The sequence below is a fragment of the Cupriavidus sp. FW216-B1 genome (genome assembly GCF_058789195.1).
On sequence record NZ_JBYTEL010000005.1, the window covers coordinates 85 to 21,859 of the forward strand.

At 71.1% G+C, this 21,775-nt stretch carries 20 protein-coding genes; 9 read left to right on the top strand and 11 right to left on the bottom strand.

Annotated features, from left to right (window positions below; translation table 11 throughout):
- Window positions 1-138 precede the first annotated feature (138 nt).
- Complete coding sequence (locus AC3WXD_RS13175; protein ID WP_492323899.1) at window positions 139-342, top strand: hypothetical protein; 204 nt, start codon at window positions 139-141, stop codon at window positions 340-342.
- A 345-nt stretch (window positions 343-687) separates the two neighbouring features.
- Complete coding sequence (locus AC3WXD_RS13180) at window positions 688-1,836, top strand: zinc-binding dehydrogenase (protein ID WP_454732808.1); 1,149 nt, start codon at window positions 688-690, stop codon at window positions 1,834-1,836.
- Between the two features lie 300 nt (window positions 1,837-2,136).
- On the opposite strand, the gene AC3WXD_RS13185 is transcribed toward AC3WXD_RS13180, so the two are convergent.
- Entirely contained in the window at window positions 2,137-2,967 is an 831-nt protein-coding gene (locus tag AC3WXD_RS13185) for an oxidoreductase (protein WP_020200742.1), read from the bottom strand.
- A 143-nt stretch (window positions 2,968-3,110) separates the two neighbouring features.
- Here AC3WXD_RS13185 and AC3WXD_RS13190 point away from each other — a divergent pair, with 143 nt between their 5' ends.
- The gene (locus AC3WXD_RS13190) at window positions 3,111-4,019 is read left to right on the top strand and encodes a LysR family transcriptional regulator (RefSeq protein ID WP_020200743.1); all 909 of its coding nucleotides are present in this window, start codon (window positions 3,111-3,113) and stop codon (window positions 4,017-4,019) included.
- A 15-nt stretch (window positions 4,020-4,034) separates the two neighbouring features.
- Here AC3WXD_RS13190 and AC3WXD_RS13195 read toward each other — a convergent pair whose 3' ends face one another.
- Window positions 4,035-4,853 carry an isocitrate lyase/PEP mutase family protein gene (locus tag AC3WXD_RS13195; protein WP_492323900.1) on the bottom strand — a complete coding sequence of 273 codons (819 nt, stop codon included), beginning with the start codon at window positions 4,851-4,853 and terminating at the stop codon, window positions 4,035-4,037.
- Between the two features lie 152 nt (window positions 4,854-5,005).
- On the bottom strand, window positions 5,006-5,890 hold the full coding sequence (locus AC3WXD_RS13200; protein ID WP_059413761.1) for a LysR family transcriptional regulator: 885 nt from the start codon (window positions 5,888-5,890) through the stop codon (window positions 5,006-5,008).
- A gap of 144 nt (window positions 5,891-6,034) precedes the next feature.
- On the opposite strand from AC3WXD_RS13200, the gene AC3WXD_RS13205 reads away from it, so the two are divergent.
- The 4 genes from AC3WXD_RS13205 (at window position 6,035) to AC3WXD_RS13220 (ending at window position 11,027) form a co-directional block, all read left to right on the top strand.
- Window positions 6,035-7,018, top strand: a complete 984-nt coding sequence (locus AC3WXD_RS13205) for an NAD(P)H-quinone oxidoreductase (RefSeq protein ID WP_492324013.1) — start codon at window positions 6,035-6,037, stop codon at window positions 7,016-7,018.
- 82 nt (window positions 7,019-7,100) lie between these two features.
- Complete coding sequence (locus AC3WXD_RS13210; protein WP_492323901.1) at window positions 7,101-8,000, top strand: LysR family transcriptional regulator; 900 nt, start codon at window positions 7,101-7,103, stop codon at window positions 7,998-8,000.
- Between the two features lie 222 nt (window positions 8,001-8,222).
- A complete protein-coding gene (locus tag AC3WXD_RS13215) occupies window positions 8,223-8,834 on the top strand; it encodes a glutathione S-transferase family protein (RefSeq protein WP_059413763.1) in 612 nt (203 codons plus the stop codon).
- Between the two features lie 69 nt (window positions 8,835-8,903).
- Entirely contained in the window at window positions 8,904-11,027 is a 2,124-nt protein-coding gene (locus AC3WXD_RS13220; protein WP_492323902.1) for a 2Fe-2S iron-sulfur cluster-binding protein, read from the top strand.
- Between the two features lie 35 nt (window positions 11,028-11,062).
- Here the strand turns inward: AC3WXD_RS13220 and AC3WXD_RS13225 are convergent, their stop codons facing one another.
- The 3 genes from AC3WXD_RS13225 to AC3WXD_RS13235 all read right to left on the bottom strand — a co-directional run bounded on the left by AC3WXD_RS13225 (window position 11,063) and on the right by AC3WXD_RS13235 (window position 14,342).
- Window positions 11,063-11,686 carry a hypothetical protein gene (locus tag AC3WXD_RS13225; RefSeq protein WP_020200750.1) on the bottom strand — a complete coding sequence of 208 codons (624 nt, stop codon included), beginning with the start codon at window positions 11,684-11,686 and terminating at the stop codon, window positions 11,063-11,065.
- Window positions 11,687-11,868: 182 nt separating this feature from the next.
- Window positions 11,869-13,212 (bottom strand): NADP-specific glutamate dehydrogenase, encoded by a 1,344-nt coding sequence (gdhA, locus tag AC3WXD_RS13230; protein WP_020423632.1) that lies wholly within the window; start codon window positions 13,210-13,212, stop codon window positions 11,869-11,871.
- Window positions 13,213-13,586: 374 nt separating this feature from the next.
- The gene (locus AC3WXD_RS13235; RefSeq protein ID WP_020200752.1) at window positions 13,587-14,342 is read right to left on the bottom strand and encodes a DeoR/GlpR family DNA-binding transcription regulator; all 756 of its coding nucleotides are present in this window, start codon (window positions 14,340-14,342) and stop codon (window positions 13,587-13,589) included.
- A 232-nt stretch (window positions 14,343-14,574) separates the two neighbouring features.
- Here AC3WXD_RS13235 and AC3WXD_RS13240 point away from each other — a divergent pair, with 232 nt between their 5' ends.
- Complete coding sequence (locus AC3WXD_RS13240) at window positions 14,575-15,006, top strand: VOC family protein (RefSeq protein WP_492323903.1); 432 nt, start codon at window positions 14,575-14,577, stop codon at window positions 15,004-15,006.
- A 199-nt stretch (window positions 15,007-15,205) separates the two neighbouring features.
- On the opposite strand, the gene AC3WXD_RS13245 is transcribed toward AC3WXD_RS13240, so the two are convergent.
- From AC3WXD_RS13245 to AC3WXD_RS13265, 5 genes are all read right to left on the bottom strand, one after another.
- Window positions 15,206-15,547, bottom strand: a complete 342-nt coding sequence (locus tag AC3WXD_RS13245; protein ID WP_020423633.1) for a hypothetical protein — start codon at window positions 15,545-15,547, stop codon at window positions 15,206-15,208.
- Between the two features lie 362 nt (window positions 15,548-15,909).
- Window positions 15,910-17,379, bottom strand: coding sequence for an efflux transporter outer membrane subunit (locus AC3WXD_RS13250; RefSeq protein ID WP_020200756.1), 1,470 nt, complete (start codon window positions 17,377-17,379; stop codon window positions 15,910-15,912).
- Window positions 17,376-18,320 carry an efflux RND transporter periplasmic adaptor subunit gene (locus tag AC3WXD_RS13255; RefSeq protein ID WP_492323904.1) on the bottom strand — a complete coding sequence of 315 codons (945 nt, stop codon included), beginning with the start codon at window positions 18,318-18,320 and terminating at the stop codon, window positions 17,376-17,378. The genes AC3WXD_RS13250 and AC3WXD_RS13255 overlap by 4 nt, the downstream gene beginning before the upstream one ends.
- Window positions 18,317-18,529 (bottom strand): DUF1656 domain-containing protein, encoded by a 213-nt coding sequence (locus AC3WXD_RS13260; RefSeq protein ID WP_020200758.1) that lies wholly within the window; start codon window positions 18,527-18,529, stop codon window positions 18,317-18,319. Before AC3WXD_RS13260 ends, AC3WXD_RS13255 begins: the two co-directional genes overlap by 4 nt.
- Window positions 18,523-20,553, bottom strand: a complete 2,031-nt coding sequence (locus tag AC3WXD_RS13265) for an FUSC family protein (RefSeq protein ID WP_492323905.1) — start codon at window positions 20,551-20,553, stop codon at window positions 18,523-18,525. Before AC3WXD_RS13265 ends, AC3WXD_RS13260 begins: the two co-directional genes overlap by 7 nt.
- A gap of 200 nt (window positions 20,554-20,753) precedes the next feature.
- Here AC3WXD_RS13265 and AC3WXD_RS13270 point away from each other — a divergent pair, with 200 nt between their 5' ends.
- Window positions 20,754-21,647, top strand: a complete 894-nt coding sequence (locus AC3WXD_RS13270) for a LysR family transcriptional regulator (protein WP_020200760.1) — start codon at window positions 20,754-20,756, stop codon at window positions 21,645-21,647.
- Window positions 21,648-21,775: the final 128 nt, after the last annotated feature.

The following is a 21,775-nucleotide window of genomic DNA, read 5'->3' on the forward strand; positions in this document are numbered from 1 at the left end:
CCGCCGCGGCGGGGCCGCGGCGGCACCGGCGGCGCGGCGGGCCTGCTGGCGCCGGTCACGACCCTGCTCAACAACACGGTCGGCGGCCTGACCGGCGCCGTGGGCGGTGGCGGGAGCGGCGGCGGTCCGCTGGCGGGCGTGCTGACGCCCGTCACCAGCGTGGTGTCCGGCGTGACCGGCGCCGTGGGCGGCGCGGCGGGCGGCAACAACCCGCTGTCCGGCGTGCTGGCCCCCGTCACCAGCCTGGTCTCCGGCCTGACCGGCGCAGCGGGCGGCACCGCGGGCAGCAACAACGCCCCGGCCGGCGGCCTGCTCGGCGGACTGGTCAACAACAGGCGATAAGCAGAAGACGGCAAGAGACCACAGGGAGCCGCCCGTAACACTTGTGGTCTCCCCTCTTCCGCGCGCGGGAGAGGGATCGGGGAAAAGGGCAGGCGCCACCGCGAAGCCGGCGCCGCCCTCCTCGACAAGCGCCAACGCTGTCTCTTCCGCGGCACCAGCCTGCCGCCCCCCGGCGCCGCGTTCGCGGCGCCGTTCTTTCTCCTGCCGCCGCGCAAACCCGCATGCCGGCGCCGGCCGCAAGCCCGCCGACCCGGTTTCCGATCTTGCAGTAGGATGGCGCATCGCGAAACGGGCGCCGGCTCCGCGGCCGCCGCTCGCCGCGCCCAGCCAACCAGGAGACCCCGCATGCCAGCCGACATCCCACGCACCGCCCTCCAGCTCCGCTCGCTGATCAAGGCCAGCGGCGAACTCGAACTGTCCCTCGCCAGCGTCGACGTGCCCGCGCCGGGTCCCGACGAAGTGCTGGTCCGCATCGAGGCCTCGCCGCTCAATCCGTCGGACCTCGGCCTGCTGTTCGGCGCGGCCGACATGAGCACGGCGAAGGCCGGCGGCACGCGGGAGCGGCCAGTGGTGAGCGCGCGCGTGCCCGAGGGCGCGATGAAGAGCATGGCCGGCCGGCTCGACGACGCCATGCCGGTCGGCAACGAAGGCGCGGGCGTGGTGGTGGCGGCCGGTGCGTCGGCCGCGGCGCAGGCGCTGCTCGGCAAGACGGTGGCGGTGCTGGGCGGCGCGATGTACGCGCAGTACCGCTGCGTGCCGGTGGCGCAGAGCCTGGCGCTGCCGCCGGACGCCACGCCCGCGGACGGCGCCTCGTCGTTCATCAATCCGCTGACCGCGCTCGGCATGACCGAGACCATGCGGCGCGAGGGACACAAGGCGCTGGTGCATACCGCCGCCGCGTCCAACCTGGGCCAGATGCTCAACAAGATCTGCCAGAAGGACGGCATCGGCCTGGTGAACATCGTGCGCCGGCAGGAACAGGCGGACCTGCTCAGGTCGCTCGGCGCGGCCCATGTGTGCGACATGTCGTCGCCGACCTTCACGCAGGACCTGACCGAGGCGATCGCCGCCACCGGCGCGACCATCGCCTTCGACGCCACCGGCGGCGGCAAGCTGGCCGGGCAGATCCTGGGCGCGATGGAAGCGGCCTTGAGCAGGAACGCGCGCGCCTACAGCCGCTATGGCTCGTCGACGCACAAGCAGGTCTACCTCTACGGCAGCCTGGACCCCAGCCCGACCGAGTTCGTCCGCAATTTCGGCATGGCGTGGAGCATGGGCGGCTGGCTGGTGTTCCCGTTCCTGCAGAAGATCGGCCCGGAAGCGGCGAACGCGCTCAAGGCGCGCGTGGTGGCGGAACTGAAGACGACCTTCGCCAGCCACTACGCGCGCGAAATCTCGCTGGCCGAGGTGCTCGACCTGAAGCAGATCGCGGTCTACAACAAGCGCGCCACCGGGGAGAAATTCCTGGTCAATCCGAACAAGGGGCTGGCGTAGGCCGGCGGCCAGAGGCTGCCGACCGGCGGTTTGCTCCCCTCTGCCGCGAAGTGGGAGAGGGGCCGGGAAAGAGGGGCCGGGGGAGAGGGCGGGGGCTGGCGAATGCAGCCGGGCTGGACATCACCATTGGCTTCGTTCGTGGCCTCTGTGCTGGACCACACCGCTGGCCCCGCTTGATGTGGCTCCTAGTCAAACCGCCCCTCTCCCCGTGAGGGGAGAGGAAGAACACCTTGCTTGGGCTAGCGCTGACGGCGTGGGCGTATCTGACGGCTTCGTTCATTGCCCTGCGCGCCGAACCGCTCACTCGGTGAAGTCGGTGCTCACGGTGAGGTGTTCCCACTTGTCGATTTCCGCGTTCAGCTCCTTGAGCTTCTCGCGCACGAAGCCGAGCGCGTCGGTGCCCAGCAGCAGGTGCACCGGCGGGTCTTCGGCGGCCACCACCCGCAGGATGGCCTGCGCGGCCTTGGCGGGGTCGCCGGGCTGCTTGCCCGAGCGGGCCGCGCGCGCGGCGCGCTGCGGCGCGAGCATGGTGGCGTAGTCCTCGATCTCCGACGCGGTGCGCTGCATCGAGCGGCCGGCCCAGTCGGTGCGGAACGCGCCCGGCTCGATGGCCGTCACCTTGATGCCGAATCCGTTCACTTCCTTGGCCAGCGCTTCGTTGATGCCTTCGAGCGCGAACTTGCTGGCGTTGTAGATGCCGACGCCGGGGAAGGTCATCAGCCCGCCCATCGAGGTCACGTTCAGGACATGGCCGCGGCGGCGCTGGCGCATGTAGGGCAGCACCGCCTGCGCCACGCTCAGCGCGCCGAAGACGTTGACGTCGAACTGCGCGCGCACGTCGGCCGGCGGGGCTTCCTCGATGCTGCTTTCGTAGCCGTAGCCGGCGTTGTTGACCAGCACGTCGATGGGGCCGGCCTCGCGCTCGACCTGCGCCACCACGCCGGGGATCGCCGCGTCGTCGCGCACGTCGAGGATGTAGCCGAAGGACTGGCCCTTGGCCAGCGCGGCGAACTCGGCGCGCTGCGCTTCGTTGCGCAGCGTGCCCGCGACCTTGTCGCCCTGCGCGATGACGGCTTGCGCCAGCGCACGTCCGAAACCGGTGCTCACGCCCGTAATGAACCAGGTTTTCATCACTTCTCCAGATGGTTTGCTTGAAATGCGGTTGCCTGCATGGAGCCGCCACCGCGGGCGGCTCCGGCACATCGGAGTATGGACGTTGCGAACCGTATCAAGAAGGAAGATAATCCAAAAGGACTTTGCAGGAAAATTGCACAATGAACCATGCTGATTTCCAGGCCTTGTCGGTTTTCGCCCGGGTGGCGCAGGAACAGAGCTTCAGCGCCGCCGCGCGCGCGCTGGGCATCCCGGTCACGTCGGTCAGCTACACGGTGCGCAAGATCGAGGAGCGCCTCGGCGCCCGCCTGCTCAACCGCACCACGCGCAGCGTCAGCCTGACCGAGGCCGGCGCCAAGTTTCTCACGCGCATCGCTCCGCTGCTGCAGGAGCTGGAGCTGGCAATGCACGACGTGGCCGGCGCCTCCAGCCGCTCGATGGGCACCCTCCGCCTGAACGTGCCCCACTCCGCCATCCCGCGCGTGATCGAGCCGGTGCTGAAGGACTTCCTCACCGCCTACCCCGACATCAACGTCGACGTGATCGCGGACAACAGCCTGGTGGACATCGTCGGCCGCGGCTTCGACGCGGGCATCCGCTACGACAACGTGCTGGAGGAAGACATGGTGGTGGTGCCGCTGGTCACGCAGATGCGCTTCTGCGTGGTCGCCGCGCCGGCGTACCTGCAGTCCCGGCCGCGGCCGCGCCATCCGCGCGACCTGCTCGCGCACGAGTGCGTCAACTACCGCAGCGCCGACAACGGCGCGCTGTACCGCTGGGAGTTCGAGAAAGGCGACGAGAAGCTGCGCATGGCCGTGACCGGGCGCATCGCCACCAATGACAGCGGGCTGCTGCTGCAGTCCACGCTGGACGGCTTCGGCTTCGGCTACCTCCAGCACAGCATCGCCGAGCCGCACCTCCAGGCCGGGCGGCTGGTGAGCGTGCTGGACGGCTGGATCCCGCGCGCCGGCCTCTATCTCTATTACTACAACCGGACCGGCATGCCGAAGAAGCTGCGCGTCTTCATCGACTTCGCCAAGGCGGCGCTGGCCGGCAGCGTCGAGGGCTAGAGAGACTCACGGGACTCACGGGAAACTGCCGAACACGTCGTTGAGCTGCCGCGACGGCAGCGCCTTGCCCAGCCCGTCGAACGAACCCGCCTTGAGCTGCTCGGCGGCGGCCAGCATGCCGGCCCAGGCCGCGCGCGCGAGGCCGCCGCCCACGCTGATGCGCCGCACGCCGAGGCCGGCCAGCTCGGCCACGCTCATGCCGGGCCGCATCATCAGCACGTTGAGCGGCCGGGGCGCGACAGCGCGCACCATTGCCTCGATGTCGGCCCTGGCCACCACGCCCGGCGCGTAGAGGCAGTCGGCGCCGGCTTCGGCGAAGGCGACCAGCCTGTCGATGGCGGGCGCCAGCGCGGCGGGATCGGCCAGCATGCCTTCGGTGCGGGCAACCAGCAGCACGTCCTCGCCCGAGGCGTCGATGGCCGCGCGCGCGGCGCGGATGCGCTCGACCGCGAGCGCCTTGTCGTACAGCGCGCCGCTGCGCGCATCGAGATCCTCGATGGACAGGCCGGCCACGCCGGTCTCGATGGCCAGGCGCACATTGCCCGCCACGCCTTCCGGCGCGTGCGCGAAGCCGGATTCGAAATCGGCGTTGACGGGCAGGTCCACGCCCGCGCACAGCGCGCCCAGGTGGCGCAGCACGTCGTCGCGGCCGACCGCGTTGTCGGCGCGGCCCAGCGACCACGCCAGGCCCGAACTGGTCGAGGCCAGCGCGGCAAAGCCCAGGTGCTGCAGCATGCGCGCGCTGCCCACGTCCCACGGATTGGGCAGCACGAAGCAGCCCTGCTGGTGCAGGGCGCGGAAGGCGGCGCGCTTCTCGGCGGCGGGACGGGTCATGGCGATCTCCTGTTCTTCGCGGTGCATTGGGGGAATGCGCTCGGGCCGGCGTCATCCGCGGCGGGCGCCGAGCGCAGATCATACCGCCGCTGCCCGCGACGCGCGGGCCGCCCGCCCGTTCAGGCCGCGTCTCCGGCCGCCTGCCAGACCACCTACCAGACCGCCTCCTCCGGGCTCTCGAACGCGCGCACGATCTCGTCGATCATCGCCCGCACGCGCGCCGTGTGGCGCAGGTCCTGGTGCGTGACGAGCCAGACCTCGTAATGCTGGGCGCGCGTGCTGCCGGGCCACACGCGCACCAGCCCGTCGCGCTCGCCCAGGTGGACCGGCACTTCGCCGATGGCGATGCCGGCCTTGATGGCGTTGCGCAGCATCAGGCTCGAATACATGCCGGCCACGATGCGCCCGCCGTGGATCGGCTCGCCGGCCAGCGTGGGCGCGCGGTTGCCCGCCATCAGCGGCTGGTAGACCACCAGGTCGTGCCCGGCGAACGCGGTGCCGGGCACCGGCTCGCCGTGCCGCTCGAGATAGGCCGGCGCGGCATAGAGCCCGACCGGCCAGCGCGCCAGCCGGCGCGCCACCAGGTCGGGGTTCTCGGGCTTCATGGTGCGCACGGCGATGTCCGCCTCGCGCCGCGCCAGGTTGAGCACGTTGGTGGAGGTGTCGAGCAGGATCTTCACGTCAGGATGCGCCGCGTGCAGGCGCCCGATGGCGGGGATCAGGAACGCCAGCGCCAGCGAGTCCGTGGTGGTCACGCGCACCTCGCCCTCGAGCCGCGTGTCCGCGCCCTGCGCCTGCCGCAGCAGCTCGTGCGCCGACTGCTCCATCTTCAGCGCCGAGCGCAGCACCGCCTCGCCGGCCGGCGTGAGCGCGTAGCCATCGGAAGTGCGCAGGAACAGCGTGGCGCCGAGCGCCCGCTCCAGCGCCGCGAGGCGCCGGCCGACCGTGGCCTGGTCGAGCTCCAGCGTGCGCGCGGCGCGCCGCAAGGTGCGCTCGCGCTGTACCGCGAGAAAGATCCGCGTGTCGTCCCAGTTCATGGAAAGCCGCTCCCGTGTGATGCAAATTTGCATTTAGCGAGCGGAATAATGCAGCACAAATACATCAGCGCGCAAACCTATACTCGGTCCATCCAACCACGCAGCCCGGAACCGGGCACCACACACATGAACAAGACCAACACCATGAACGCCATCACCTTCCGCGACTTCGGCGAAGCCGACGTGCTGCGCCTGGAGACCGTGCCCGCGCCGGCGCTGCGCCCGCACGACCTGCTGGTGCGCAACCACGCCGCCGGCGTGAACCGCGTCGACGTGATCCAGCGGCGCGGCGGCTACGGCCGCGAGCACTTCGGCGACTCGGACATCATGGGGCTGGAGATCGCCGGCGAAGTGATCGGCATGGGCGCGGAGGTGCGCGGCTTCGCGCCGGGCGACCGCGTGATGGGCGTCGTGGGCGGCGGCGGCTATGCCGAACTGGCCCGCATCGACCACCGCATGGCCATGCGCATCCCCGACGGCATGGGCTACGCGGAGGCCGCGGCCATCCCCGAGGTCTTCGTCACCGCGCACGAGGCGCTGTTCCACCTGGGCCGCGCGCAGGCCGGCGACACGGTGCTGATCCACGCGGCGGCAGGCGGCGTCGGCTCGGCGGCGGTGCAGCTTGCGCGCGCCGCCGGCGCGACGGTCTTCGCCACCGCCGGCGCGGGCAAGCTCGAGCGCGTGCGCGCGCTCGGCGCCGACGTGGCCATCGACTACAAGACGGAGGATTTCGCCGCGGCGGTCGCGCGGGCCACGGACGGGCGCGGCGTCGACGTGGTGGTGGACTTCATCGGCGCGCCCTACCTGGAGCGCAACGTGCGCGCGCTGGCCGACGGCGGCCGGCTGGTGCAGGTGGGCCTGCTGGGCGGCACCGAGGGCGCGGCGCTGCCGCTGGAGCGGCTGCTGTACGGCCACCTGCAGATCATCGGCACGGTGATGAAGTCGCGCACGCCGGAGGCCAAGCGCGCCATGACGCAGCGCTTTGCCGGGCAGTGGCTGCACCGCTTCGGCACGGGCGGCCTCGCGCCCGTGGTGGACAGCGTGTTTGCGCTGGCCGACGCCGCCGACGCGCACCGGCGCATGGAATCCAACCTGGGCGTGGGCAATATCGTGCTGGCCGTGGGCTGAACGCCGGCCGCGCCGGCGCCGGCACCGGCGCTATACTCCGCCACGAAGCGCCGCCGGGCGCACGGAACGGGGAGAGCGAGGGGTGGACCGACTGCAAGCCATGAAGACCTTCGTCACCGTGGTGGAGACCGGCGGCTTCACCGCCGCCGCGAACAAGCTCGACGTCTCGCCGTCGGTGGTGAGCCGCATCGTCAACGAACTCGAGGCGCATCTCGCGGTGCGCCTGCTGACCCGCACCACGCGGCTGGTGCGGCTGACCGACACCGGCTCGGCCTACTTCGAGAACTGCCGGCGCATCCTCGGCGAGATCGACGACGCCGAACTGCTGGCCGCCGGCTCCCACGCGGAGCCGCGCGGGCAGCTCACCATCACCGCGCCGGTGCTGTTCGGCGCGGCCTACGCCATGCCGATCGTCACCGCGTACCTGCAGCGCTACCCGGACGTGGACGCCACCTGCCTGCTGCTCGACCGCACCGTCAACCTGGTCGAGGAAGGCATCGACGTGGGCATCCGCATCGGCGAGCTGCCGGACTCGTCGCTGCAGGCGGCGCCGGTCGGGCGCGTGCGGCGCGTGGTGTGCGCGGCGCCCGCCTATCTCGAGCGGCATGGCGTGCCGCAGGCGCCGGAGGATCTCGCGCGGCACACGGTCATCGTGGCCAGCGCGGTCTCGGCCTCGCCCGAGTGGCGCTTCGACGCCGGCGGCAGCCAGGTGGTCACGCGCCTGCAGCCGCGCCTGACCACCTCGACCAACGAGTCGGCCATCGTCGCGGCGGCGGCCGGCTTCGGCATCGTGCGGCTGCTGTCGTACCAGATCGCCGGCCACCTGCGCGCCGGCACGCTGCAGGTGGTGCTGCGCGAGTTCGAGCCGCCGGCCCTGCCCATCAACGTCATCCACCGGGAAGGCCGCCATGCCACGCGCAAGGTGCGCGCCTTCCTCGACATGGCCATCGACACGCTGCGCGCCGATCCCTCGCTGCGCTGAAGCGCGGCGCCCGGCGCGCCGCTTCACGCCCTCCGCACACCGCCCGCCACGCCGCCCATTATTGGGCCAGCGAGAAGAGTCCTTTCTCGCCGGCGCCGTTTTTCCCGCGCGGCGGCGCTCCTAATATGCCTTCACGCACTCAGGCAAGACGCCGGCGGCCACCGCGGCCCGGCGCGCGGCCTGCGGCGATTCCCCCTCACACTTGCCCAAGGAATGCCAGCCATGAAGGTCTACCACCACCCGCTCTCCGGCCACTCGCACCGTGTCCGCCTGTTCCTGTCGCTGATCGGCGCGGATGCCGAGTTCATCCACGTCGACCTGGCCAAGCGCGCGCACAAGGAACCCGCGTTCCTGAAGCTCAACCCGTTCGGCCAGGTGCCCGTGCTGGTCGACGGCGACAACGTGGTCTCGGACTCCAACGCGATCCTGGTCTACCTGGCCACCAGCCTGGGCAAGACCGCGTGGCTGCCAGCCTCGCCCGCCGGCGCCGCGGCGGTGCAGAAATGGCTGTCGGTCGCCGCCGGCGAGATCGCCTACGGCCCCGCCGCCGCGCGCCTGATCACGGTGTTCGGCGCGCCGCTGAACGCGGAGGAAGTCATCGCGCGCGCCCACGTCGTGCTCAAGCGCGTGGACGATGCGCTGGCCGCCTCGCCGTGGCTGGCGGCGGACCATCCCACGCTGGCCGACGTGGCGCTCTACGGCTACATCGCGCGCGCGCCCGAAGGCTTCGTCGACCTCGCGCCGTATGCCAACGTCAATGCGTGGCTCGCGCGCGTCGAGGCGCTGCCCGGCTTCGTCGCCTTCCAGCAGACGCCGGCCGGACTGGCCGCCTGAGCACCTGACCACCGCGCCATCGCGCCATCGTTCTCACCGCGGCCGCGCCGCATTCCGGAGATCGCCATCATGTCCCAGCCCTCGCCCCTCGCGCCGACACAGGTCCCGCCGCTGCCCTGGCATGCGGGCGAACGCACGCTGCAGGAGCGCGCCGGGGTGGCGCGCAAGATGGAGGAACTCGGCGCGCGCTTCGTGCGCGACCACATGCCGGAGCAGCACCGCCAGTTCTTCGCGCAGTTGCCGGTGGTGGTGCTCGGCGCGGTGGACCCGAACGGCGACGTGTGGGCCACGCTGCGCGCGGGCAGGCCGGGCTTCCTGCATTCCCCGCACGACAAGGCGCTCGCCGCGCGCCTGCCGCGCGAGGCGGCCGACCCCGCCGAGCGCGGCATGGAGCATGGCGACGCCGTCGGCCTGCTCGGCATCGACCTGCTGACGCGGCGCCGCAACCGCCTCAACGGCACCATCCGGCGCGACGCGCCGGCGGCGGACGCCGCGGTGTTCGAGATCATGGTGGGACAGAGCTTCGGCAACTGCCCGCAATACATCCAGCAGCGCAACTATGCCTTCACGCGCGACCCCGCCGCGCCGGGCGCCGCGCAGCCGCAGCGCATGAGCGGGCTGGACGCGCGCGCCCGCGCGCTGGTGGCCGGCGCCGATACCTTCTTCGTGGCCTCGTACGTGGACCTGCCCGACGGCACGCGCCAGGTGGACGTATCCCATCGCGGCGGCAAGCCGGGCTTCGTGCGGCTGGACGAGGACGGCGGCATGACCATCCCGGATTTCTCCGGCAACCTGTTCTTCAACACGCTCGGCAACTTCATGGCCAACCCGCGCGCGGGGCTGGTGTTCGCGGACTTCGCCAGCGGCGAACTCCTGCAGATGACCGGCTCGGCGCAGGTCATCCTGGACTCGCCGGAAATCGCCGCGTTCCAGGGCGCCGAGCGCCTGTGGCGCTTCATGCCGGCCAGCGTGGTGCGGCGCGAAGACGCGCTGCCGCTGCGCTGGACGCCCGAGCCCGAAGGCACGTCGCCCTCGGTCGAGCTCACCGGCGACTGGCGCGAAGCCGCCGAGCGCCTGCGCGCGCGTCCGCTGGCCGATACGTGGCGCCCGTTCCGCGTGACGCGGCTGGTCGAGGAAAGCATGGGCATCCGCTCGCTCCACCTCGAACCCGCCGACGGCGCCGGGCTGCTGCCGCACCGCGCCGGCCAGTACCTGCCGATCCGCGTGACGGCCGGCTCGCCGCCCGCGCCGGCGATCCGGACCTATACGCTGTCGTCGGCGCCGGCCGACGGCGTCTACCGCATCAGCGTCAAGCGCGAAGGCACGGTGTCGCAGCACCTGCACGACCACGTCAAGGTCGGCGACATCGTGCAAGCGCGCGCGCCCGCCGGCACGTTCACCATCGACGCGGCCGCGCCGCGCCCCGCCGTGCTGCTGGCCGCCGGCATCGGCGTCACGCCCATGCTGGCCATGCTGCGCCACCTCGTCCACGAAGGACTGCGCACCCGCCGCACGCGCCCGGCCTACTTCTTCCATGCCGCGCGCACGCTGCCCGAACGCGCCTTCGCGCGCGAACTGGGCGCGCTGGCCGACAGCGCCCAGGGCGCCGTGCAATACGTGCGCGTGCTCAGCGACCCGCGCGACGCCGAGCCGCAGCAGGACTTCGACGAAGCCGGCCGCATCGACATCGCCATGCTCCAGCGCCACCTGCCCTTCGGCGACTACGACTTCTACCTGTGCGGCCCCGGCCCGTTCATGCAGTCCCTCTACGACGGCCTGCGCGCGCTCAACGTGGCCGACGACCGCATCCACGCCGAAGCCTTCGGCCCCGCCGCGCTGCGCCGCCGCCGCGACAACGCCGCCCAGCCCGCCGCCCAGCCCGCCGCCGCGCCCACCGCCAGGCCCGCCACGGCGCCGGTGCCGGTGGTCTTCACCCGCTCCGGCAAGGAAGCGCGCTGGTCGCCCGCCGCCGGCTCGCTGCTCGAACTGGCCGAACAGCGCGGACTCGCACCCGAGTTCGGCTGCCGCAACGGCAGTTGCGGCACCTGCCGCACACGCATCGTGCAGGGCGCGGTGGCCTACGCCGGCACGCCGGAATTCGAGGTGTCGGACGGGGAAGCGCTGATCTGCTGCGCGGTGCCGGCGGCGGGCGACGAGGGTAGCGGCTCCATGTCGTTGCAGCTCGATCTTTGAGTTTTCCTGCGCCGCGGAGATGCGGAGATGGCCGCTCAGCGTGCCAGCAGTTGCTTGGTCTGGTCCGTGATGGCCCGCAGCCCTTTCTCGACGATGTCGCGCCAGTCATCGACAGTCACCACCTGCCTGGACTCCGACACCGTGGCCTTGATCACCTGCTTGCCGGCGAGCGGGCCCACGTTGCCTTCCAGTTCCACCTCCGATTTCTGGCTGGTAGTCACCGACCAGAATCCCGGCTTGAACCAGGCCCAGAATTCGTTGATGCGCGCGCTGACCGGCGCGGCCGCATCGTAGTTGGCGTCGCCCTTGCTTGCCACGATGTAGCCGGACTCCTTGAAGGCCGTGGCGAGCGCCGCCTCGGTCAGGCCGGATACGGTCTGCCCTTCGGGCAGGACCACGTCCCCCAGCGCCTTGCCATAGCCATTGCGCTTGCGCCCGATCGCGCGCGCCTTGCTGTCCTGGCCGTTGTCCTCGGCGTCGTCGAGAGACGGAATGTCCGGGCTGGACGGCGCGGCTTCGAACTTGCGGTTATCCAGCACGGCCTCGATGCGCACTGCCTTGCCCGTTGCCGGATTGTCGGCGCTGGGCGCCTTGACGGCCACCACGTCGCGCCCGAGCGCGCAGCCCATCAATGCCGCCACGGCAAAGCCGTAAACCATGACCCGGGTGACTGCTCCATTGATTTTGATGTTCTTGGACATTGGATTCTTGTTTTCGTATTGATGAAAGAGGCACGCCGCGGCATGGCCGTCATGCAGCGGCACACATCAATGTATCGGACATGGGCCGGATATCTTTAGCCCGCGAAGCATCCGGGCCCGCCTGCCATCATGGCCAGCCGCTACACCACCCCCTGCGCCAGCATCGCATCGGCCACCTTCACGAACCCGGCCACGTTGGCGCCTTCCACGTAGTTGACATAACCGTCCGCCTTCTGCCCGTAGTGGATGCAGTTGCCGTGGATGTCCTTCATGATGGCGTGCAGTTTTTCGTCGACTTCAGCGTGGTGCCACGCCAGGCGCATGGCGTTCTGCGACATCTCCAGGCCCGAGGTGGCCACGCCGCCGGCGTTGCTGGCCTTGCCCGGCGCGTACAGGATGCGCGCGGCCAGGAAGCGGTCGACGGCGTCGAGCGTGGATGGCATGTTGGCGCCTTCGGCCACGCAGAACACGCCGTTGGCCAGCAGGCGTTCGGCGTCGGCGCCGTCGAGCTCGTTCTGGGTGGCGCACGGCAGCGCCACGTCGGCGGGCACGTGCCACGGCGTGCGGCCGGCTTCGAAGTGCAGGTCGTGCGCGGCGGCGAAATCGGCCAGGCGGCCGCGCGTTTCATTCTTGAAGGCCATCAGCGCGGCGAGCTGCGCGCGGTCCATGCCCCTGGGATAGTGCAACACGCCGCCGGAGTCGGACACGGTGAGCACCTTGGCGCCGAGCTCGATGGCTTTCTCGGCGGCGAACTGCGCCACGTTGCCCGCGCCGGAGATCAGCACGCGCAGGCCGTCGAGGCCGCGCCCGCGCCGGTGCAGCATTTCCTGCGCGAAGTACACCGTGCCGTAGCCGGTGGCTTCGGGCCGCATCAGGCTGCCGCCGAAGGACAAGCCCTTGCCGGTGAACACGCAGGCGGCGTGGTTGGAGAGCTTCTTCATCATGCCGGCCATGAAGCCGACCTCGCGCGCGCCCACGCCGATGTCGCCGGCGGGCACGTCGGTGTCGGGGCCGAGATGGCGGTGCAGTTCGGTCATCAGTGCCTGGCAGAAGCGCATGACCTCGCCGTCGGACTTGCCCTTGGGATCGAAGTCGGAGCCGCCCTTGCCGCCGCCCATCGGCAGCGTGGTGAGCGCGTTCTTGAGGGTCTGCTCGAAGCCGAGGAACTTGAGCACCGACAGGTTGACGGTGGGATGCAGGCGCATGCCGCCCTTGTAGGGGCCGATGGCGGAGCTGTGCTGCACGCGGAACGCGCGGTTGACCTGCACGTGGCCGCGGTCGTCGGTCCACGCCACGCGGAACTGGATCACACGCTCGGGCTCGACCAGCCGCTCGAGCAGGGCCTGCTCGCCGTAGCGCGGATGCTGTTCGACGAACGGCCACAGCGTCATCATGACTTCCTTCACGGCCTGGAGGAATTCGGGCTGGTCGGGATCGCGCCGGGCAACGCCGGCCAGGAAGGTTTCGAGGGAGGCAGGTCTCACGGGTGTCTCTTCGTATCGGGTTGTGTGCTGAAGCTTCGGTCGGGACGGCCGCCGCGGATACGTGCCCGCCGGCGTGCCGGAAGATGCCGCGGCGTGCCCCGGGGACATTCAGGGGCGGCACCGCCGCGGACATGAAGATACATTCATGTGTGATCCTGAATGTATCTACAAGGCGGAAGCTTAGCATCCGCTGTGCCTTGGCAGGCATGCGGGCGGCGGCAAACGATGACGAAACGCCACCCGGAGAGCGGAACCGGCCGCTTTTTCCGTGCGATCAACGGCCGCGCTGGCGGACACCGCCGCTCGCCGGATTCGCATCGGATGCGCGCCGGAAGCCAGGCCGGAAATCGAGCCGGAGAGCGGCGCGGCGCGCCTCAGGCGAGGCGCAGCGCCGGGCCGCGCGCGTTCAGCGCGGCGGCAATGGATGGCTCGGGCGCCATGTCGGAGATCAGGTAGGCGGCCTTGTCGAAATGCTTGACCAGCACGCCGGCATGGCGGCCGAACTTGGTGTGGTCGGCCACCACGCAGGCCACGCTGGCGGCCAGCAGCATGCGCCCGCGCAGTTCCGCGGCGGCGCGCGAGAAGTCGCTCATCTGCCCTTCGGCCGTGATGCCGCCGGTGCCGACGAAGGCGAAATCGGCGTGATAGCGCGACAACTGCTCGATGGCGTCCCAGCCGTGCGTGGCGTCTTCGTTCTCCTGCAGCTCGCCGCCCAGCAACACCACGCGGTTGCCGTTGCGCCGGCCCAGCAGCAGCGCGATGGCGATGTCGTTGGTGTAGACCACGAGGTTGCGGTGGCCGTGCAGCGCCTGCGCCACCGTGTGGGTGGTGGTGCCGTAGTCGAGGATCACGGAGGCGCCGTCGGGCACCAGTTCCGCCGCGCGCATGCCGATGGCGCGCTTGCCTTCGGCATTGACCGCGGCGCGGGTCTGGGCGTCGGGCTCGGCCCGCTCGGGCGACAGCGCCCCGCCGTGCGTGAGGATCAGCAGGCCGCGCGCGGCGAGCGCGTTGAGGTCGCGCCGGATGGTCTCGCGCGAGACGTCGAGCTCGCTGACCAGCTCGCTGATCGCCAGCGCGCCGCTGGCGGCAAGCTGGTCGAGGATGAATTTTTGTCGTTGTTCAGCCAGCACGGCAACTCCGCAGCACGAGGGAACGAGAGCGGCATTCTAACGTCGATGCCGCGCCGCTCCCTGCTCGCCGGCGGGATGCGCACCGGGCGCCGCGCGCGAAAAACGGGCGCCGCGACACGGCGGCGTCAACCTTGCGGACTATGCTGGGATGGTGGCCGCCCGCGCGGCCTGCACAGCGCTGCGGCAAGTCGCGCATGCGCCACCGCGGGACATCCCGCAAGGAGACGAGACGATGCTGGTTCAACCCTATCTGTTCTTCGAGGGCCGCTGCGAGGAAGCGGCGGAGTTCTACAAGCGCGTGCTGAACGCGCAGGTCGAGATGCTGATGCGTTTCAAGGAAGCGCCGCCGCAACAGTCGGCCGCGCCGGAGGGCTGCGCGCCCGGCCCCATCGACGGGGAAAAGGTGATGCACATGTCCCTGCGCATCAGCGAGACCACGGTGATGATGTCCGACGGGCGCTGCGGCGGCAAGCCCAGTTTCCAGGGCTTCTCGCTATCGGTCACGGTGCCCGACGCGGCCGCCGTGGACCGCGTCTTCAACGCGCTGGCCGAGGGCGGCCAGGTGCTGATGCCGGCGGGCGAGACCTTCTTCGCCGAGCGCTTCGGCATGTGCGCCGACCGCTTCGGGGTGTCGTGGATGGTGATCGCGGTGAAAGCGCCGTAGGGCCGGTCGCAGGGCCGGCGCAGTGCAACGGCGGGAGGCTTGGCGGGGAGGGGAATCTGCTGGCCGGAACCGGCGGGCGGCGGATGCGCGCCGTGAAGGGGATGCGGGTGATGCGGGGGATGCGGACGCTGCAAGAAAATCCGCATCGGCCGGCCCGGCCGCGGGTGGAGGGCTCCCGCGGTCGGGCCGACCAGCGCCGTCAGGCGCTGGCGCCGCTGGTGTCGCCGCTGTAGGCCGGCGCCGCCGACACGCCGGTCAGGTCGCGGCCGGCGAGGTCGAGTGCCGTGGCGCCGTGAGCGCCGTCGGTGAACGCATCGCGGCGGTCATTGACCCGCGCGCCGTCGGTAAACGGGTTGCGGCGGTCGTTGACGCGCGCACCGTCGGTGAACGGATCGCGCTTGCCGTTATGGAGGTTGTAGCCGTACTTGTCACCGGCGTTGACGCTGTCTTTCGGACCCTGTGCGTTGGCCTGCGTCGATGCCATGACGCAAAGGCCGAATGCTGCTGCGGAAACGAGGGTCGTGAAGAGCTTCTTGTTCATGATTGCTGCTGGATTCCAGATTGGGGCGGCACTTTCCACTTGTGGTGGAGCGGGATAGGCGGAGTCTTGCGTCCCGCATGTCGTCTGTTTCGCCTTTTTGCTTGCACCGGCACAGTTGGGGGCGCCGGCACAGACAGCAGTGTAGCCATCGCGAAGCATTCCTGTGATGAATTAAAATTCTGGTTTTCAGTCGAAATTTTCACAGTGGCAACGAGGCGCCGGGAACAGCCCGACATGCCTGCCGGCCAGCGCGGGCGCGGGAATCCGCCGCATCGGCGCACGCGCCGGACACGGACGCGCGCGCGCCCTCGCCCGCGAACGGGAGAGGGTGCGCAAGGGAATCGGAAGGAAGGCGCGCGGCGCTAGTCGTGCCCGTCGGCGTGGCCGGCGCCATCGCGCCGCGCCACCTGCGGGCTGTTCTGCCAGCCGCCGCCGAGCGCCAGGAACAGGTTGATCTGGTCGAGCGCCACCTGGCTGTCCGACGCGGCCAGCGCCGCCTCCGACGCGGCCAGCGTGCGGTCGGCGTCGAGGCTGGACAGGTACGGCGTGCGCCCGGCCCGGTACAACTGGCGATGCTGATGCGCGGCCTCGCGCGCATCGTCGCGCGCCACGCGCAGCGACTGGTTGCGCTCCAGCTCGCGCGTGTACTCGCTCAGCGCGCCCTGGGTTTCCTGCAAGGCCTTGAGCACCACGCCGTCGAACTGCGCCAGCGCGGCGTCGGCGCCCGCCTCCATCGCATGGATGCGCGGCCGCACGCCGTTGGTGGGCAGGTTCCATGTGACCAGCGGGCCGATGCCCCAGCGCGCCGTGGGCCCGGTGCCGAGATCGCCCATGAGGCCGCTCAGCCCGGCCGAGGCACCGAGGCGGATCGACGGATAGAGATCGGCCGTGGCCACGCCGATCCTGGCGGTGGCCGCGGCGAGCTCGCGCTCGGCCTGGCGCACGTCGGGCCGGCGCTTGAGCAGCGCGGCGCCGTCGCCCACCGGCAGCGCCTGGCGCAGCCGCGGCTCCTCCTCGCAGGCGAACGCATCCTCGGCCAGCGCGGCGGGCGGCTTGCCCAGCATCACCGCCAGCCGGTAGGCCGCGCCCTCTTTCTCGGCCTTGAAGCGCGGCAGCGCGGCGCGCAGGGTCTCGGCCTGCGAGCGCGCGCGCAGCAGGTCGGCGGGCTGGCCGCGGCCGGCGGCGACCAGCTTGCCGGCGATTTCCGCGCCGCGCTCCTGCAGCGCGAGCTGGTGCTCGGCAACCTCCAGCTCGTGCGTGGCCGCGCAGCCCTGCACGTAGGCGCGCACGGTCTGCGCCACCACGCCCACGCGCGCCATGTCGAGCGCGGCCTGGCTGGCTTCGGCGCTGGCCAGCGCGGCCTCGTCGGCGCGCGCGAGCTTGCCGAAGAAGTCCACCAGGTAGGACACCGAGAAGCCGAAGTCGCCAAGGCTGAAGACGGGAATCTTCTCCTTGATGAGGAAACTCTCGCCGGCCACCTGCGCGCGCTCGGCCTTGGCCGAGAACGCGGCCTGCGGCAGGTTCTCGGCTTCCACCTCGTGATAGACCGCCACCGCGCGCCGCAGGTTGGCGGCGGCCACGCGCAGGCTGGTGTTGGCGGTGAGCGCTTCCTGCACGAGCCGGTTGAGCTTGGGGTCGTCGTAGAGCCGCCACCAGTCATCCGGCACCGGCGCCACCGAGACGGCCGCGTCCTGCGTGCCGAGCAGCGGGCCGTTGGCCTCGGGCGCGCGCACCGCCGCGTGCTCCGGCACCTTGTAGTCGGGGCCGACCGTGGTGCAGGCGAACAGCAGCGGCGCCAGCGCCGGCAGCACGGCCAGGGCGAGCCGGTTCATCGCGCCGCCTCGCTGGCCGCGATGGCATCGATGGCCTCGACGGACGCGTCGGCGCGCCGCGCGGCCACCATCTGGCGCGGCTCCGCCACCGACACCGTGGCGGTGCGGCCCGACACCAGCTGCACGTCCGCCGGCACGGCGTCGAGCACGATGCGCACCGGGATGCGCTGCGCCAGCCGCACCCAGTTGAAGGTCGGGTTGACGTTGGGCAGCAGGTTGGCGCCGGCGCTGCGGTCGCGGTCCTCGATGCCGGCGGCGATGCTCTGCACGTGGCCGTGCAGCGTGGTGCGCTCGCCCATGATGCGCACCGAGACCGCGCTGCCGATATGGATGCGGTGCAGCTTGGTTTCCTCGAAGTACCCTTCCACGTGGAACGAGTCCGCGTCGACCATCGACAGCACCGGGCGGCCGGTGCTGACGTAGTCGCCCAGGCGCGGCAGGCGGTCGTTGAGCATGCCGTCCACCGGGCTGGTGACGCTGGTGCGCGCCAGGTTCAGGCGCGCCACGCCGACCTCGGCCTCGGCCTGCGCCAGCGCGGCTTCGCCCTGCTGCACGCGGGCCTGCCCTTCTTCCACCACCTCGGTGGCGACCACCTCGTTGAGCGCGTGGTTGCGCGCGGCCTCGCGGCGCGCCTGCGCCAGCGTCGCGCGCAGCGCGGCGGCGCTGGCCTGGGCCTGCTGCAGCGCCAGCCGGTAGCGGTCCTGGTCGATCACGAACAGCACCTGGCCGCGCCGCACGCGCTGGTTGTCCTTGACCAGCACCTGCGTGACCAGGCCCGACACGTCGGGCGCGACCTGCACCACGTCGGCGCGCACGTGGCCGTCGCGCGTCCACGGCGCCACGGTGTAGTAATCCCACAGATGCCTGACGACGAACAGCGCCGCCACCGCGGCCAGCAGGGTCAGGACCACGGGAACCAGCAAACGGATCTTGAATTTCATGATTGCAGCGAGCGGGCCAGGGCGACCACGCCACCGAGCACGATCAGGTAGAGGGCGAGATTGAACAGGGAACGGTGCCAGACCAGCCGGTAGAAGCCCAGGCGCGCCAGCAGCGCGCGCAGGCTGGCGGTCATGGCGAAGGCGAGCAGCATCAGCGCCAGCAGCATGGGCACGAACACGCCGTACAGGTCGAGCTCGGCGTTCAGCATGCGGTCTGCGCGCGCGCGGCGGCCGGCGCCGGCGCGGGAATGTGAGGCAGCGGCGCGGCCGCGGCCGGATGCGGCTGCGCGTGGTAAAGCGTGACCTGCAGCACGAACAGCGCGGCCAGCGTGTCGCGCACCGCGTGGCCGGCGGTGTCGTCGGCCTGCGCGGCCACTTCGTGCATGGCCTTGTCGATGCGCGCGGACAGCGCCTCGGGCGGCGCCATCGCGTGGCCGGCCTTCAGGCGCGCGCGGTAGTGCCCGGCGGCGCCGTTGAGCACGCGCGTGACCGCGCGCCGCGCGGGCGGGCGCAGCGCGCCCAGGTTGCGTTGCAGCGCCAGCGCGCCGAAGCCGACCTGCAGTTCGGCGAAGCCATCCGAGGACAGCTTGTCGTCGCTGGCCGCCAGGCGCGGCACCAGCTGGCCGAGGCGGTCCAGCATGCGCGCGCCGAGCTTGCCCTGCTGCGGCGCCTCGCCGCGCGTAGCGGCCTGCGCCAGGTCCTTCCAGCTTGCGCGGATCAGCCGGTGCACCGCCACGCGCGCGCCGAACGGGCGCGTGGCCATGAACCACAGCGGCGCGAACAGCATGCCGCCCACGCTGGCCAGGCTGGTGTTGAAGGTGCCGAGGAAGTTGGCGTCGTAGAGGCTCTGGAAATTGCCGAACGAGGCCGTGTTGACCGACAGCAGCATGGCGATCAGGTTGAAGCCCGGACGCGAGATCAGCAGGCCGATGCCCATGTACGGCACCGCCAGCATGCCCACCAGCGTCTCGAAGTTGTGGGCCTGCGGCACCACCAGGAACAGGTAGAAGCACGACACCAGGAAGCACACCACGCTCCAGCGCATGAACGCGCGCGCCACCGGCCGCGGCTCCTCCACGGTGGCGAAGAAGCAACTGGCGATGGTGGCCACCACCACGGCGCCGGCGCCGTCCTCCCAGCCCGAGGCGATCCACAGCAGGCCCGCGCAGAACACCGCGAGGCTGGTCGAGCAGGCGTAGTACAGCAGCATGCCGTGGTCGTGGTGGTGCGCGCGGCCGGCCGCGCCGGCGCGGTAGCGCAGCGCGGGCGCGGGCGCGGCGCCGTTGCCGGCCTGGTCGCCGATGCAGCGTTGCAGCGCCTGACAGTCTTCGCACAGCGCCGCGAGCGTGCGCAGGTGGTCGTTGGCGGTGGCCACCAGCCCGGCATGCCAGCCGGGCGCCTTGCCGTAGGCGCGCCACGGCGCGGCGGCCGGCTCGAGCACCGGCGACGGGCCGGTGAAGCCGCCGTCGATCCACGCGCGCATGTCCGCCATGTGGCGCGCCAGTTGTTCCGGCATGCCCTGCGCATGACAGCGCAGGGCATGCAGCAGCCCGCCCAGCGAGGACAGCACCGGCAGCAGCATGGTCATGCGCTCGCGCAGCGCGCGCGCATGGCGCAGGGTGTCGGTGCTTTCGGTGTCGTAGGAAAGCTGCGCGATCAGCTGGTCGAGCGCGAGGATGTCGGCGGCCAGCCGGTGCCGGCTGTCATGGCGCGCGACGTTGGCGTCGGGCTCGGGCGAGAGCATGTCCGAGGCCCACAGCGCCGCGTCGGCCAGCCAGGTGGCCGAGCGCGCGCGCAGCGCGGGCGCCACCTTGGCCGGGAACACGATCGAGCCGACCATCCCGGCGCACACGATGCCGACCACGATCTCCTCGATGCGCGCCACCGCGATGGGAAAGACCTGGGCCGGCTCGCTGACCGCGGGCAGCGCCACGATCGGCAGCGTGTAGGCGGCCAGCAGGAACACATAGCTGCGCGGCGTGCGCTGCAGCAGCGAGAAATAGAGCAAGGCGCCGGTCCACAGCGCGATGGCCGCCATCAGCAGCACCGGCTCGTTGACCAGCGGCGGCACGGTCGCCACCGCGCCGGTGGCGCCAAGCAGCGTGCCCGCCACCCGGTACGCGGCCTTCGAGCGCGTGGCCCCGGTCAGCGGGTGGGAGACGAAATAGACGGTCGCCATCGCCCAGTAAGGGCGGGGCAGACCCAGCGCCAGCGCGATATAGAGCGCGAGCATCGAAGCGGCAAACGCTTTGAGCGAAAAGAGCCATTGCCGTGCGCTCGGCCATGCCATGGGGACGCAAACCTGTAGTAACTGCAGTGGGATGCAAGTGTAGCCAACTGGCGGTCATTCCGAACATGATTTAAAATTACCCTTCATATTCGCTTTTTTCATGCGAACCCCAGCCCCCACCCTCCGGTAACAGGACGCCCCCCGTGCCCATCGATATCCGTGCCCTGCGCTACTACGTCGAGACCGTGCGCCTGCAGAGCTTTACCCAGGCCGCGACCTCTCTATACGTCACCCAGTCCACCATCAGCAAGATGGTGCGCCAGCTGGAGGATGAAGTCGGCCAGCCGCTGCTGATCCGCGAGGGCAAGCAGGTGCGGCTGACCGACGTGGGGCGCGTGGTCTACGAGCGCGGACAGGAGGCGCTCGGCGTGGTGCACCGGCTCACGCTGGAAGTGGCCGACCTGTCGTCGCTGGGGCGCGGGCAGCTCACGGTGGGCATACCGCCGATGGCCAACCTGTTCTTCACGCCCGCCGTGAGCGCCTTCCGCCAGCGCTACCCCAACCTGGAGCTGAGCATGGCCGAGCACGGCGGCCACATGGTGGAGCAGCAGGTGGCCAGCGGCGAGCTGGAAGTGGGCGCGACCGTGCTGCCCGGCGACAGCGGGCTGGCGCTGGCCACGCGCGAGTTCGCCAAGTACCCGGTCTGGGTGGCGGGGCCGCGCAAGGCCAGCTGGGCCAAGAACAAGACCGTCAGCCTCGCGGCGCTGCGCGACGAGCCGCTGCTGCTGCTGACCGACGAATTCTCGCTCACGCGCAAGCTGCGCGTGGCCTTCATGGAGGCCCGCTTCGAGCCGCGCATCGTGGCGCAGAGCGGGCACTGGGACTTCCTCGCCTCGATGGCGGCCGCGGGCCTGGGCACCACCTTCCTGCCGCAGCCGCTGCTGGCGCGGCTCCAGCTCGACGACAAGCTCGCCGTGGCGCGCCTGTCCGAGCCGGCGATGGACTGGACGCTGGCGCACATCTGGTCGCCGGGGCGCTACCTGTCCCACGCGGCGCGCGCGTGGTTCGCGGTGTGCGAGGAAGTGCTGGGCGCCTGAGCGGCGGCATCCGCGCCACGTCCTGTGGCCAGCCGGATCGCGCGCCCGCCCGCCGGCACCCATGAAAAAAACGACTTCATCTCATAGTTTTAAATCGCTTCTGGAATTACCGGCCCGGGCCTACACTG